Source organism: Longimicrobium sp., assembly GCF_048594345.1.
Lineage (GTDB): Bacteria > Gemmatimonadota > Gemmatimonadetes > Longimicrobiales > Longimicrobiaceae > Longimicrobium.
This window is the reverse complement of sequence record NZ_JBMDXM010000122.1, coordinates 1-14,763: the sequence shown is the minus strand read 5'-3', so window position 1 is coordinate 14,763 and position 14,763 is coordinate 1. Positions and strand designations below refer to the sequence as shown.

General features: G+C 69.2%; 11 protein-coding genes. 6 read left to right on the top strand and 5 right to left on the bottom strand.

What is annotated here, in order from left to right; genetic code table 11:
- Nucleotides 1-27 precede the first annotated feature (27 nt).
- The gene (locus ACOJUJ_RS13340) at nt 28-438 is read right to left on the bottom strand and encodes a (R)-mandelonitrile lyase (RefSeq protein WP_420127377.1); all 411 of its coding nucleotides are present in this window, start codon (nt 436-438) and stop codon (nt 28-30) included.
- Nucleotides 439-1,087: 649 nt separating this feature from the next.
- Nucleotides 1,088-1,882 (bottom strand): sulfite exporter TauE/SafE family protein, encoded by a 795-nt coding sequence (locus tag ACOJUJ_RS13335; protein ID WP_420127376.1) that lies wholly within the window; start codon nt 1,880-1,882, stop codon nt 1,088-1,090.
- Nucleotides 1,883-2,192: 310 nt separating this feature from the next.
- Here ACOJUJ_RS13335 and ACOJUJ_RS13330 point away from each other — a divergent pair, with 310 nt between their 5' ends.
- The 4 genes from ACOJUJ_RS13330 (at nt 2,193) to ACOJUJ_RS13315 (ending at nt 4,935) form a co-directional block, all read left to right on the top strand.
- Nucleotides 2,193-2,705, top strand: coding sequence for a gamma-glutamylcyclotransferase family protein (locus ACOJUJ_RS13330; RefSeq protein WP_420127375.1), 513 nt, complete (start codon nt 2,193-2,195; stop codon nt 2,703-2,705).
- Between the two features lie 419 nt (nt 2,706-3,124).
- Nucleotides 3,125-3,706: a dihydrofolate reductase family protein gene (locus ACOJUJ_RS13325; protein ID WP_420127374.1), complete on the top strand. Its 582-nt coding sequence runs from the start codon at nt 3,125-3,127 to the stop codon at nt 3,704-3,706.
- 105 nt (nt 3,707-3,811) lie between these two features.
- Nucleotides 3,812-4,177 carry a hypothetical protein gene (locus tag ACOJUJ_RS13320; protein ID WP_420127373.1) on the top strand — a complete coding sequence of 122 codons (366 nt, stop codon included), beginning with the start codon at nt 3,812-3,814 and terminating at the stop codon, nt 4,175-4,177.
- A 224-nt stretch (nt 4,178-4,401) separates the two neighbouring features.
- Nucleotides 4,402-4,935: a nuclear transport factor 2 family protein gene (locus tag ACOJUJ_RS13315; RefSeq protein ID WP_420127372.1), complete on the top strand. Its 534-nt coding sequence runs from the start codon at nt 4,402-4,404 to the stop codon at nt 4,933-4,935.
- Between the two features lie 391 nt (nt 4,936-5,326).
- On the opposite strand, the gene ACOJUJ_RS13310 is transcribed toward ACOJUJ_RS13315, so the two are convergent.
- From ACOJUJ_RS13310 to ACOJUJ_RS13300, 3 genes are all read right to left on the bottom strand, one after another.
- The gene (locus tag ACOJUJ_RS13310; RefSeq protein WP_420127371.1) at nt 5,327-6,946 is read right to left on the bottom strand and encodes a cation:proton antiporter; all 1,620 of its coding nucleotides are present in this window, start codon (nt 6,944-6,946) and stop codon (nt 5,327-5,329) included.
- Between the two features lie 192 nt (nt 6,947-7,138).
- Complete coding sequence (locus tag ACOJUJ_RS13305) at nt 7,139-7,963, bottom strand: Ca2+-dependent phosphoinositide-specific phospholipase C (protein WP_420127370.1); 825 nt, start codon at nt 7,961-7,963, stop codon at nt 7,139-7,141.
- A gap of 244 nt (nt 7,964-8,207) precedes the next feature.
- Nucleotides 8,208-9,197 (bottom strand): alpha/beta hydrolase family protein, encoded by a 990-nt coding sequence (locus tag ACOJUJ_RS13300; protein ID WP_420127369.1) that lies wholly within the window; start codon nt 9,195-9,197, stop codon nt 8,208-8,210.
- A 490-nt stretch (nt 9,198-9,687) separates the two neighbouring features.
- Between ACOJUJ_RS13300 and ACOJUJ_RS13295 the strand changes: the two genes are divergently transcribed.
- Nucleotides 9,688-12,144, top strand: coding sequence for a leishmanolysin-related zinc metalloendopeptidase (locus ACOJUJ_RS13295; protein ID WP_420127368.1), 2,457 nt, complete (start codon nt 9,688-9,690; stop codon nt 12,142-12,144).
- A gap of 607 nt (nt 12,145-12,751) precedes the next feature.
- Nucleotides 12,752-14,206, top strand: a complete 1,455-nt coding sequence (locus ACOJUJ_RS13290; RefSeq protein ID WP_420127367.1) for a M48 family metalloprotease — start codon at nt 12,752-12,754, stop codon at nt 14,204-14,206.
- Nucleotides 14,207-14,763: the final 557 nt, after the last annotated feature.

Here is a 14,763-nt window from a genome sequence, read left to right as displayed (position 1 = left end):
TCCTCGATCGAACGTGATCCCGGTGCGTCAGCGGGCTCCGGGGCCGGTCGCGTATTCGTCGTCGCGCACGTGCTCCAGCCAGTCGACCGCTTTGCCGTCCAGCGCTTCCTGGATGGCGATGTGCGTCATCGCCGTGGTGGCCGTTGCGCCGTGCCAGTGCTTCTCCCCCGGCGCGAACCACACCACGTCGCCGGGGCGGATCTCCTCTACCGGCCCGCCCTCCCGCTGCGCCCAGCCGCAACCGGCGGTGACGATCAGCGTCTGGCCCAGCGGATGGGTGTGCCACGCCGTCCGCGCGCCCGGCTCGAACGTCACCGCGTTTCCCGCCGCCCGTGCCGGCGCGTTCGCCGCGAACAGCGGATCGATCCGCACCGTGCCGGTGAACCACTCCGCCGGTCCCTTTCCGGACGGCTGCGACCCCGCGCGCCTGATCTCCATCGTCTTGCTCCCCAGTTGTCCTTCGCTACGTCTCATCCCGTCCGCGGGCCAGCGTCCGGCGCGCCGTTTCCCTCACCGTGGAGCGAGTGGACAGTTCGCCAGATCGCGCATCAGGTGGTGCAGGCTGCTGGATCCCGCACGCCTCCGGCCGGCATCCACCGATCCGCATCGTTCGCAACGATCAGCATCGGCGGATGATCCACTCCTCATGCTACCGGAGCCCCCTGCGCAGCAGACTCCGCCGTCCCCCATCCTTCCGTCGGCATCCATCCCGACGATGCCGCGCCGGACCCAGAAGACACCCACACCTGTTGCGCGTCTTTTCCGATGTCTGCAGCCCGCGCGGACGCGGAGATGGCGGGAATGGTGTTCCTCCAAAAAACGCGGATGGCCCCCTGCCGCATTCCATCTGCTTCCCGTTCCCGACACCCTCACAAAAGATCGCGCCGTCGCACCCGCCCCTGCTGCACCCGACACCTGGGGATCCCGGCTCCGAGCGCGAGAGCAGACGAACCCGCCACGTAAAACTCTGCTAACTCTGGTGACTCTGCGTGAAACCCACTCTTTCCCGTGGCAGATACACAAGCCGTACCCTTCTGGGCGCAGGAATCGGCCGGATGAACCGTGCGGATGACGACGTACTCGGGGTTCATCGGCTGGCGGGTCGCGCGGCGGCGGCGGGAGGCGCCTGCGGAAGCACGGCGGCGCGGTTCTGGTACACGATCCACATCCCCATCGCGAGCAGAAACACGGCGAATCCGCGCTGCAGGGCGCGCTGCGGCACGTGGCTCACCAGCCGCACGCCCACCAGGCTCCCCACGATGGCGACGGAGGTAAAGGCCGCGATCGCGCCCCAGTCGAAGTGCACTTCGCCCCGGTAGCCAAGAAGCCCCGTGAAGGAGTTCATCGCGATTACGGCAAGGCTGGTCCCCACCGCCTGCTTCATCCGCAGCCCCGCCAGCAGCACCAGCGCGGGGACGATCAGAAATCCGCCGCCTACGCCCACCAGTCCGGTCAGCACCCCCAGGCACAGCCCCGCGGGAAGGATCACACGTAGCCCCGCCGGACGCCCCGCCTCGTCGGTGTCCGGCCCACGCCCGCGCAGCATGAAGACGGCCGCCAGCAGCATCACAATGGCGAACAGAAACAGCTGCACCCGCCCGCTCACCACCGTGGCCAGGCGGGCGCCCGCCAGCGCGCCCGTCATCGACGCCACCCCAAACAGCAGCGCCGGCCGCAGCGCCACGTTCCCCGCGCGCCAGTGCCCCGCCGCGCCAAACAGGCTCACCGCACCCACCACGGCCAGCCCCGACGCAATCGCCTCCTTGGCCTGAAATCCCAGCACGTACACAAAAATCGGCACGGTCAGGATGGAGCCCCCGCCGCCCAGCAGCCCCAGCGACAGCCCCACCAGAATGGCCAGCGCGGCCGCGATCAGCGTCATTGCCCGCGACTCACGCAGCCCATGCCGCCATGTGCCCAGCTCCGTACTCCATCATCCTCCATCCCTGCCTCACGAAAGTCTTGCCCACGCCCCTCGAAAATGGGGCGTCGAAACACAAATCGACCATGCGGCTGTATTTGTAGCAAGGTCAGACCCATCCATCCCCCAGGTTTCTGCGCGCGGGACCAGGGGAAACCGCGCGAGAAAACTCCGTTGACTCCGTTAACTCCGTGTGAGGCCCCATTCTTTTTGCGTATGCGGGATGATGCAGAGCAGCGCTCCTCGGTCAGCCCACAACCACGAGTCACCGATGACGCATCCGTCACTGGACGAAGTGAATCGCCTGGTAGCCGCCGCGAACGCCGCGCGCTGGAGAGATGAAGGCGCGGATCGGGGGGACGATACGGACGCGGACGACGCCGAACGGCGCCTGGAAGACCTGTTCCAGACCGGCCAGACGCTGGCGGTCTACGGCACCCTGGCGCCCGGCGAGCCCAACCACCACGTCGTGGCGCCGCTGGGAGGCGAGTGGACCGATGGGGTAGTCGAGGGCGATCTGTTTCCGGTGGGATGGGGAGCCACGCTCGGATATCCGGCCTTTCGCCCGGTCACCGGAGGAGCCGCCGTCGCCGCGAAGGTGCTGACGAGCGCGGCACTGCCAGCCGCCTGGCCCGAGCTGGACCGCTTTGAGGGCGCGGAGTACCGGCGCATCCTGGTGCCCGTCTTTGCCGCGGGCCCGGCGGACGAACGGCGGCTGCACACCGTCGCCAACCTCTACGCCGCCGCCGATGCCGGCCCCGGTGCGGCCAATCCCCCGTCCTGATTCACCGAAAGACCGCCGCCGGCAGTGTCATACCGAATCCGCAAAAACAATCGCTGTTTGACGATACCTGTCATCCTGAGGGAAGGCGCCGCCACGAACGTGCGGAAACGAGAGAAAACCCGTGCGCCGACCGAAGGATCTCTTTCAGAAACGCGCGGCTTCTCGCGGCAAAGTCAGACGTAGCCGACAGAATCGTGCGCCCATCAGGCAGATTCTTCGGTCGGCGCACGGGCCCTGGCGCATCCCGCCAGAATCAAGGGTGCGCCTCCCTCAGATTGACACCGTTCGCCGGGGGATCGATACGGTTTTCCGGATTCGGTATCAGCCTGCGCAATCATCGAGGAGGTGTGTCGATTTCGGGGCTCCTCGTTCGACGCCTGTGCAGAGCGATGATCGATGACCCCTGCCAGAGAGGCCCCATGAGAAAGCTGATCGTGTCCGAGTTCATGACCCTGGACGGCGTGATGCAGGCGCCCGGCGGCGTGGACGAGGACCTGGATGGTGGATTTGCGCACGGCGGCTGGACGATGCCCTACTGGCACGACGACATCGGGGCCAGCTTCTTTGCGCTGATGCAGGAGTGCGACGCGTTCCTGCTGGGGCGCCGCACGTACGTCACGCACGCCGAGGCGTTCGAGCCGCTGCCGGTGGGCGATCCCTTTGGCGACGTGATGAACGGCAAGAAGAAGTACGTCGTCTCCACCACACTCCAGAATCCGCAGTGGCGCAACACCACCGTCATCCGCGACAACGTGATCGAGTCGGTGCGCGCCCTCAAGGCGGAGCCGGGACAGAACATCCTGACGGACGGCAGCAGCCAGCTGGTGCATGCGCTGCTGCGGCACGGCCTGGTGGACGAGCTGCACCTGCTGGTCTATCCCATCACCCTCGGCGGCGGCAAAAAGGTGCTCCCCAACGGCGTGCTCGCGAAGTTCGAGCTGAAGTCCGCCACGCCCTACCCCACTGGCGTGGTCGGCCTGCACTACGCGGTGCGCAGCTGACTCCAGCGACGGGGGCCGCCCGCCGGCGCCCCCGGTCTTCTTTCCGCCCTCCCGCTCCACGGCTATCCTCATGGCGGTGCGCACGGCTTCCCGCGTGGAGGGCAGATGGACCTGACCACCGTCGACAAGTTCTACAACATCCACGAAGACGCGATGAGCGAGGCGCAGTGGGCCGCGCTCTACGCCCTGTACGCGGAGCTGCCGGGATTTCTGGGCTACTCCGATCCGGACGGGCACCCGGGCTGGTTCAACCGTGCCCCGGCCGTGGTCGGGAAAGAAAGCGGATACGAGCAACCGTATCTGTGGGTGTCGGTGGAGGCGAGCGGCCTGCAGGTCGGCGGCCAGCTGTCGCCGGAAGACTGGGCGACCTGGGACAGCGCGTTTATCGCCATCGCCTCCCAAAAGCTCGGCTTTCCCGTGGCCGAAGCGGACGGGCGGAGGCCGCTTCCAACTGGGCGTGAGCCGCGGTGACTTCCGCGGACGCCGCCGGCTCCGACGTCCACCACGTAAATCGGCCCCGGCGAGAGGTCTCGCCGGGGCCAAAGCATCGTCCCTCCTCATCACACCGCCGTATCGAGCCCGGTCATTGGCGGTTCCCGGCGGCGCCTCGTAGCTTTCGCGCGCCCTTGCCACCCGGCTGGTTGCCACCGTCCGCTTCGTCCTAAACGGCGGTGGATCCGAGTTCCCCCGCACACATGCGCACACGCCACCTGGTTCTCCTGCTGCTCCCGCTGATCGCCGCCTGCCAGCCGCAGACCTCCCCCGCCCCGTCCACCGCGGCGCCTGCGCAGGCCGGCGCGCGTGAAACCACGGAGCAGGAGCGGGCCGCTGTGCTCGCGACCATCCAGACCTTCATGGCCGCGCTGCGGATGGGCGACACCACCGCGATGAACCAGCACGTGGACTCGCTCACCCGCCTCACGCTCATCCGCCCGGCGCGTGAGGGGGGTTCCGTCGTGATGGTGATGACCGCCTCCGACTTCAACCGCGCCATCACGCGTCCGGGCCAGCCCGCCGGCGTGGACGAGCCCATCCGCAACCCGGTGGTCCAGGTGAGCGGCGACCTGGCCACTGTCTGGGTCGAATATCAGGTCCGCCGTCCCGATGGCACCGTCAGCCACTGCGGCTATGACGCCTTTCACCTCGCGCGCCGCGACGGCCGGTGGAAGTTCCTCAACATCAGCGACACCTTCCAGCGAGAAGGCTGCGGCCCCGCCTGGCCCACCTGACGCCGCTCTGGATGACGCGGGCACGACGCACACCGGACCTTTTGATACCGAATCCCGCTGTTCATTGTGCACCCGATCCGGGATTAGGTACAAAACTCGTCTCACACGGGGTCAACGGTAAAAATCAAAACCGTTGACCCCGTGTGAGATGTTCCGTCTGGGGGGTGTTCACCCCAATTCGCCGAATGCACAACGAACCGTGAGAAACGGTATTTCATATCGTTTCCCCGAATTTGCTGTACGTTCCGGTCTCTACGACTGGCTCTCACACAAAGGACGCGGAGGCGCGGAGAAAACGTGCTGTTCTCCCCGCCTCCGCGCCCTCCGCGTCTCCGCGTGAACCGGCAGTAGAACTCCAAGTCCACGACGAATTTAGGGAATCAGATAGTCCCTACCCCGCCCCGTCCTCCCGCTGCCCCGCCTGCACCAGCCGGGCCCAGTCCAGCTCCGCCCAATCCAGCTCTTCCTCCACACGCTGAAAGGCGGCGTCGCCGATGGTGCCGTCGGCGCGAAGGGCGACGAGGCGGTGGCGCTGGGCCTCCGTCGCGGCGCGCACGACCGCCTCGTCGGCGTCCTGGCCGGCCCCGTTCACCGCAGCCGCAGGGGTGGCCACGGCGGCCTGGGCGCGGGTGAGCTGCAGGTCGTAGCGGTGCCGCACCAGCGCGGCGGTTTCGGCGCCGGGGCTGGCCTGAACCGCATCCACCGCCGCCCGCAGCGTCTCCACGCGGGCCAGGCGCACCTCGCGCTCCACCTCGCCGTCGTCCTCCAGCCGCAGGCGCAGCATCAGCGGGCGCAGCGTAAGGCCCTGCAGCACCAGCGTCCCCAGCACCACGCCGAACGCAACCACGATGATCAGGTCCCGGTACGGAAACTCGGCGCCGCCGTGCTGGGGCGTGGGGAGCGCCAGGGCCGCCGCGAGCGTGACGGTGCCGCGCATGCCGCACCACCCCACCACCGCCGCCCCGCGCGCGCTGAGCGCCACCGCGTCGCGCGGGCCGGGCGTGCCGTCCGCGCGGGGGCGGCAGCGCCAGCGGCTGAACGCGGCCGCCAGCATCACCCACGCGATCCGCGCCAGGATCACCGCCACGCACACCACCGCCGCCACCACGGCGTACCGCGCCCCCTCCGCCCCCGTCATCCGCCCCGCGATGGAGCGGAGCTGGAATCCCACCAGGATGAACGCCAGCACGTTCAGCACGAACACCGCCACCTCCCACACCGCCCACGCCGGAATGCGGATGCGCGCCGGGACGATCTCCGCCGCGCGGCGCGACGCCGCCATCGCGTACACCACCATGGTGATGATGCCGGACAGGCGCAGGTGCTCGGCCAGAATCCACACGCCAAAGGTGCTGCAGAACTGCATGACGATGGCGGTCGATACGTCCTGGATGCGCGCGTTGATGGCCAGCGTGACCCGCGAAAGCACCAGCGCCAGCACCACGCTTCCCACCGTCATCAGCAGCAGCGTGGGCAGCACCGTCCACCCGGACAGCGAGCCGGCGAGGGCGGCGCCCACGGCCAGGCGGTAGACCAGCAGCGCGCTGGCGTCGTTGAACAGGCTTTCGCCCTCCAGAATCACCAGCAGCCGGTGCGGCGGCCGCAACTGCTTGAGCACCGTGGTGGCCGCCGCCGCGTCGGGCGGGGCCACGATTGCGCCCAGCGCGATCGCCGCCGCCCACGGCATGCCGGGCACCAGCATCCGCACCACCACGGCGACCACCGCGATGGTCAGCGCCACGGCGCCCAGGGCAAGCCCCGCCACCGCGCGCCAGTTTGCCCGCAGGTCCCGCGGCGACGCGTCGAACGCCGCGTCCACCAGCACGGGCGCCACGAACAGCGCCAGCGCCAGCTCGGGATCCAACACCAGCGTGGGCACGCCGGGGATCAGCGCCAGCGCCGCCCCGGCCAGCGCCACCAGCGCCGGGTACGGCGCCCCGATCCGCCGCGCCACCGCCGCGAGCGCCGCACCGCCCAGCAGCAGCGCGATGACCACCTCGAACACTTCCATCCCGCCCTCACGGCATCCAGGTGATCCCGCGCATCGCCCGCACCCTCCGTCATCCCGGCGAAGATAGCGCCAGGGCGGTCCGGCAGAAACGACGGCCCCGTCCGGCACCGCCGTCGGGGCCGGTCATCTTCCGAACCTCTAACGACGGCCCCGTCCGGGCATCGCCGTCGGGGCCGGTCATCTTCCGAACCTCTACGTCAGCGGCTTGAGCTGCGTGAAGGGTGCGGCGCTGCTCACCTTGGCCCAGTCGTGCCCCTGCACCTTGTCCGTCGCCAGGATGTTGCACCCCTTGCTCAGCGCGGCCTCCCAGAAATCGTCCTCGTTGATCACGTAGCCGCGGCACACCGAAGCCGGGTTGGTGGCCTGCCCCTCGAACACGGGACCCCACTCGTCCTCGTCGTTCTCGTACAGGTGGTAGTTGAAGAACACGCGGGTGTTGGATTCCGGCGCCTCGTCCTGGGCGCGGTCCTTGTCGGCAAAGCACAGGCGCTCCCGCGGATTGTCGTTGCTGTACGCCAGCTTGGCGTCGCTGTCGCCGGAAATCACGATGATGAACTTGCCCCGCAGCGCCTGAAGCGTGGGCCATCCGTACGTCCGCGCGCCGTTGGGCACCGACGACTGGCCGCCCATCAGCTCACCCGGGCGGTAGATGGGGCGGCTGAGGTACTGGCTGACGTACTGGTCCAGGCCGTCCTCGAAGCCCTCGTGAACCTCCTTGAGGTCCAGGTAGAGCGTCACCACGTCGTGGTTCGGGTCGCCCTCGGCCCACACGCGCAGCTCGTTCAGAAACTGCGAAAGCTGGCGCTCCTTGCTGCTGTAGCCGCCCACGTGCCCCACCGACCAGTAGTTGCCGTCCTCGGACTGGTTGATGTCCAGCTCCAGCCCCCGGCAGCCGCCCTGCCACGGCTCCGCCGAATCCCAGCTCAGCTGCTCCACCAGCGTCTCGTCGCGGTCGTAGGAGTTGTGCGATGCCTTGAACGAAACCTCGTTGTACCGCAGGGAATACACGTCGCTCATGTCCGTCTCCGTCACGTAAGAGGATGACAACGGGAAATCTGCGCACCCGCGGCCGCCGGCGCCGTGAAGACCAGCCTCACGGGCCGGCGGCGGGATGAAGCAGATCGTAGCAGAAAATAAATGGAGAAATGTCCGAAGGGGAGAAGACTTTTGTTTCCATCCGCCGCGAGGGATCCGACAAGAGACGAAGGGGTGCACCCACCGTGGATGCACCCCTTCGCATTCGGTACGTTTCGGCCGTGTGCTACGGCTGGCGCGGCTGCGGCTGCGGCGTGGGAGGCGGCGGGATCTGCGGGCCGGCTTCGTCCTCCGGGCCGGGCGGCGTGGTGCCGACCGTCTGGCTTAGCCAGCGCAGCTGGTCCACGTACGCCGCCGGGTTCAGCGCGTGCGGCGCATCGTACCACCGCACCTCCTTGCCCGCCGGCGCGGCGGCGTGCAGCGCTTCCGCCCGCGCCACGGGAACGATCTGGTCCTGGCGCCCGTTCTGAAACAGGATGCTCCCGTTCGCGCGGCCCACGAAGCGCAGGCCTTCGATGGGCTGCATGGACGCCAGCCAGGCGCGCGCCCGCTCCTCCTGCCCGGGAGGCGGGGGCGGCGCGCCGGGCGCCGTAAAGCGCGTGGTGATGCCGCCGTCCGCCGAGGCCAGGATGGACGTCGTAAGCCGCCGCTCCACGCCCGCGAACACCGCGCCGGTCGCGCCGCCGTAGCTGCGTCCCACGTATGCCAGGCGCGCGCTGTCCACGTCCGGCCGCGCCAGCAGCACGTCCACGGCGCGCTGCAGGTCCACGATCAGCTGCACCTGCTCGACGCTGTCCTGCGGCGAAAGGATCGTGGGCCCGCCGGGGCGGCGGTTGAACGGCGCGTCGATGGCGATCACCACCGCACCGTGCCGCGCGATGTACACCGCGCGCCCGGTGAACGCCTCGGCGTTGCCCGGGGCCCCGTGCGCCAGGATCACACCCGCGAACGGTCCCCGGCCCCGCGGAACGAACAGGCGCCCATTCACGCGGCCGCCCTTGGGGCTTGCGTAGCTGATGCCGTGGATCGCCACCTCGCCCTCCTGGCCGATGGGGCTGGACTGCAGTTCCAGCGGCGCCGCGCGGTCGTAGGCGAACAGGTGCAGCGGCAGGTCGTCCTGGGCGGGTGCGGGTACGGCGGCCACGGCGGCGGCGGCAAAGGCAAGGGCCAGGTGGAGCCGCACGGCCCCGGGTCGGCGGATGAGGCGGTTGTGCACGGGAGGTTTCCTGGGATCGCAAGATAGCCGGATGTAGGGAAGATACGCGAACAACGGGTTGGATGCCGGCCTGCCGATCGGCGTTGGCTCCCCAGCATTAGCGGGTGATGAACACCGCCGCGACACGACGCGGAGCGCCGGATCGGAACCGGAGCCCTCGCGCCTCACGGCCGCTGCGGATCGTTCGCATCGCCCATCGATCGTCACGGCTCCGTAAACCGAAGCAGGGGCTTGCGTTACGGGGACGGAAAGTTGATCTTTGGGGCGGCTTTGCGGCCCGTTGATCCAACGAGATGCAGTGCACACGCCGCGGTTTTCGCGGCGTGTGCTACTCCTCCCCGTCCCTGCCGCGGCCGAACCGCCCGCGAGGGACGCCGCGCCGGCGGTCCTCCGCGGCGCGGAGCCTACGATCCACACGATGCTCACCTGGCGTGAGAGACGCGCCGCGCACCCGCGCGGCGGCACTTTCGCCCCCCGGACCACGATCGCCATGTTCCGCGCCCGCTCCCTTCGCCTTTTCCCCCTGCTGGCGGTGCTCGCCGCCTGCGCCGACGACCCCACCGGCGCGCCGCCCCCCGAGCCGGCGCCGCCCGCAAAGGTGCTGGGCGTCTACGAGATCACGCTGACCGGCCTGGGCACGGACGACATCCAGTCCACCGCCGGGCCGGCGCAGCTCAGGTCGGCCGACGGTCCGTCGTTCACGCTTACGCCGTACAACAGCGGGATCGCGCTGGACCTGGTGTCGTCCAGCTCGTTCACCGAGGGGGTCCGCGGCCAGGGCGGACACCGGTACATCAACGTCACCTATCGCGTGCGCAACAGCACCGGTGCCACGCGCAACAACCTGACGTTCATCCCCAACATCAGCAGCAGCACCATCCCGGGAACGCCGTTCACCTCGCTGGTCCTTTTCAACGGCACCGCCGCGGACCCGTCCGTAGCCGCGCAGATGGTGCCCACCGGCGCCGCGGCCCTGGGCGGCGGCACCGCCATGCGGGCCACGGACGTGGACGTGCTGCAGGTGTTCGACGAGTCCGAGCTTACCTCCGTTCCCCTTCCCGCGGGCGTGACGGGGCTGATGCCGTACGGCTTCGTGGTGCGCGCGGTGAACAGCACCACCAACCGCACCATCCCCAACGCCGCCACCGCCAACGACTACGGCGGCCTGGTGACGCTGGCGTTCCGCTATCCGCTCACCGCCAGCGCCAACGCCGACCCGTACTCCACCGCCTTTCAGATCCTGGTGGTGGAAGACAGCGAGACGCGGATGACGGAGAGCATCGAAGAGGGGCAGGACAGCAGCGCCGTGCGCCGCATCCGCGAGCGCGCGGCCTCGCTGGGCGCCACGACGGTCACCGTGCTCCCCGGCAGCACCGCCGCCGCCAGCGACGTGCCCGACTACCCGGGGCAGCGCCAGCTCTGCTCCGTGCGCACCTCGGGGACGGCCGCGTCGCCCACGCGCTACATTACCAGCGCGGCGGCGTACACGCACATCAACATGCTGCGGCCCGGCGAGAGCACCAGCGCCTGCGGCGCGCGCTTCCGCAGCGGCACCCCGTCGGTGGCCACGCCCGGCTCGCCGTACTCGGTCACGCTGGCGGCGATGGACCGGTACGGCAACGTGCGCACGGTGGTGGACTCCATCCAGATCGAGCGCGTCGCCGGCCCCACCGCCACCCTCGGCGCGCGCGCGGCGCTGGTGAGCGGGCTGGCCACCGTGCAGCTGAACTACGCCGGCCTGGGCAGCAGCTCCCTGCGGGCCGTGGGGCGCCGCGTCCAGACGGACCACACGGTCGAGGTGGGCGCGCCCACGGTGGCGCTGCACCTGGGGACGCGGCAGGCCGCCCTGGCGGGCGCGGCGGCCCCCACCCGCCCCGCGGTGGTCGTGCGTGACGGGGCCGGCAACGTGCTCCCCGGGCGCACCGTCACCTTCCGCGTGACCGCCGGCGGCGGCACCGTCACGGGCGGCACGGCGGTCACGGACGCCAACGGCATCGCCAGCGTGGGCGACTGGTACCTGGGCTCCACCCCCAACCTGAACACCCTCACGGCCACGGTGAACGGGCCGGGGGTGGTGAACAACCCCGTCAGCTTCAACGCGGCGGGGTGCAAGGCGGGCGCGGCGTCGGGATACGGCATTACGCTGTGCATCAACTCCACCATGACGGTGTCGCAGCGCGCGGCGTTCGAGAACGCGGTGACGCGGTGGCAGGGGCTGATCACCGGCGACCTGGCCGACGGCGCCGTCAACGCGGCCGCCAACGCCTGCGCCGCCGGCACGCCGGCTATCAACACCACCGTGGACGACCTGCTGATCATCGCCACGGTGGAGTCGATCGACGGGCCCGGCGGCGTTCTGGGGAGCGCCGGCCCCTGCATGGTGCGCAACAACTGGCTCCCGGTGATGGGAATGATGCGCTTCGATGCGGCCGACGTGGCAAGCATGGAGGCCAACGGATCGTACACGCCCGTCATCCTGCACGAGATGGGGCACGTGCTGGGGGTCGGCAGCCTGTGGCCGTATCTGAGCCTGCTGCAGAACCCGTCCAGCAACACCTCCGCGCTGGACACGTACTTCAGCGGGGCCAACGGGCTGGCGGGCTTCAACGCCATCGGCGGCAGCACCTACACCGGCGGCAGCAAGGTGCCGGTGGAGAACACGGGCGGAGCCGGCACCATCAACGGCCACTGGCGCGAGTCGGTGCTGGCCAACGAGCTGATGACGGGCTACATCAACGCCGGCAGCAATCCGCTCAGCCAGCTCACCGTCCGCTCGCTGGCCGACCTGGGATACACCGTCAACGTGGCCGGCGCCGATCCGTTCTTCCTGACGCTCTCGCTGCGCGCCAACGCCGCCCAGCCCGGCGTTCAGCTGCTGAACGACGTTTCCACCGGCCCCATCTTCCAGGTGGACGCGCAGGGCCGCACCACCACGCGCATCCGCTAGGCGCCTTCGCGGCACCTTTCCGCCGGCCGCCCCGCGGCCGGCGGACGCAAAGCCCTCTCCCCGCACCGGGAGGGGGCTTTGCCGTGCCGGTCCGCCACGCCGCAGTGATCGAAATCAGGCCGCCTCCCCGGACCGTGGAGAGGGGGGATGGTTCTCCAGATCGCGCATCAGGTGGTGCGAACTGCCTGCCTTTCTGATCTACCGAGACCTTTCCGCCGATCCGCATACCCCGCAAAAAAATTCACATGGCCCCCTGCCGCATTCCATCTACATCCCGTTCCCGACATCCTCACAAAAGATTGTGCCTCGTCGACCGCCCCCCCTGCACCCGACACCTGGGAATCCCGGCTCCGAACGCAAGATCAGCGGAAACGGCACGAGAAAACTCTGTTGACTCTGGTGACTCTGTGTGAGGCCCATTCCTTTTGTCGAACGGGGAGAGCAGGAGGAACCACCACGTAAAACTCCGTTGACTCCGTTGACTCCGTGTGAGGCCATTCTTTTTGCGGATCGGGGATCCGCCTGCACGTGCGCGGGGTGTGCTTCTTGCCCCCGGCGGCGGCGATCAGCGAGAAGATCGGACCCGGGAGAGGGAGAAGGGGGAGCGATGTCCATCAGCACTACGCTTTGCGGGCAGGCCCGCGCGTGGGCGGCGGCCGGCCTGGTGTGCGTCATGGCGGCGGGGTGCGCCACCAACCCGGTGACGGGGCGGCGGCAGTTCACGCTGGTTTCCGAGGCGCAGGAGATTCAGATGGGGCAGCAGGCCGCGCAGGAGGTGTCACAGCAGCTGGGCCTGGTCGACAACGAGGCGCTGCAGCAGTACGTGCAGCGCGTGGGCGCGCAGCTGGCCGCCGAGTCCGAGCGCCCCCACCTGCCCTGGACCTTTCGCGTGGTGGACGATCCCACGCCCAACGCATTCGCGCTCCCCGGCGGCTTCATCTTCATGACGCGGGGGATGATGGACCTGATGGACTCCGAGGCGGAGCTGGCGGCGGTGCTGGGGCACGAGATCGGCCACGTGACGGCGCGCCACTCCGTCACGCAGATCAGCCGCGGGCAGCTGGCGCAGCTGGGGCTGGGCGTGGGCAGCATCCTGTTTCCCAGCGCGGCGCAGGCCGTGGGCGGGCTGGCGCAGCAGGGGATGCAGCTGCTCTTTCTGAGCTACGGCCGCGACGCGGAGCGGCAGGCGGACGAGCTGGGCTTTCGCTACGCCCTGCGCGAAGGCTTCGAGGTGCGTGAGATGGACGACGTGTTCGCCACCCTGCTGCGCATCGGCGAGGTGAGCGGGCGCAGCGAGATCCCGTCGTGGCTGGCCTCGCACCCCGCCGAGCCGGAGCGCATCGCCGCCGCGCAGGCCCGCGCCGACACGGTCACGCGCCGGCCGCTGGAACTGGGGCGCGAAACGTACCTGGCCCGCATCGACGGCCTGGTGTACGGCGACGACCCGCGCCAGGGCTTTTTCCGGGACGGCGTGTTCCTGCACCCCGAGCTGCGCTTTCGCATGAACTTTCCCCAGGGTTGGCAGACGCAGAACCTGCCGCAGGCCGTCAACGCGCTGGCGCCGCAAAAGGACGCCATCCTGCAGCTTACCCTGGCGCAGGGCGCCAGCGGCGCGGAAGACGCCGCGCGCCGCTTTCTGTCGCAGCAGGGGCTGCGCGTGGGGCAGACGTCACGGCAGAACGTAAACGGCAGCCCGGCGGTGGTGGCGTACTTTCAGGCGCAGTCGCAGCAGGGGGTAATCAGCGGGATGGTGGGGTTCATCGAGCACGGCGGCAACACCTACCAGGTGATGGCATACACCCCGGCGCAGATGTTCAGCCGCTACGAGCCCGCGTTTCGCCAGGTGATCGGCAGCTTTGGGCCCATGAACGATCCCGCGGTGATCAACATCCGCCCCAACCGCGTGGACGTCGTCCGCACCACGCGACAGATGACGCTGGCCGAGTTCAACCGCCAGTACCCGTCGGTCATCCTGCTGCGCGACCTCGCGATTCTCAACCAGGTGGAAGACGGCGCCAGCATTCTCCCCGCCGGCTCGTGGAAGCGCGTCGTCACGGAGTAGGCTGCGCGCCGATGGACGCCGCCCGGGTGCCGGTGTCCTTCGGCGAACGCCGCACGTCAGTCATCCTAAGGGAGCCGCCGCGCAGATCCTTCAACCGGCAGGATCCGTGGCGGCGACCGAAGGACCTTGCCGGCACAACCGTGAAGCTGGATTTCTGCCGAAGAGCACGCCTCGCGCTGGCGGAGAGAAGGTCCTTCGGTCGCGTGCAGATTGTTGTGTGGCATCTGTTTACACGTGGTACGCTCCCTCAGGATGACTGGTCTGGGCGGCGGAGGCCGACGAGCCTCTCAGAGCGAGCGATCAACACGCCGGCAACGGCCGCTGAAGGGTGTTGCCCCACCGCAATCTCACGACCCAGTCATCCTGAGGGAGCCGCCGCGCAGATCCTTCAACCGGCAGGATCCGTGGCGGCGACCGAAGGACCTTGCCGGCACAACCGTGGGGCTGAATTTCTGCCGAAGAGCACGCCTCACGCTGGCGGAGAGAAGGTCCTTCGGTCGCGCGCAGGTTGTTGTGTGGATTGTATTTAGACGTGGTGCGCTCCCTCAGGATGTCAG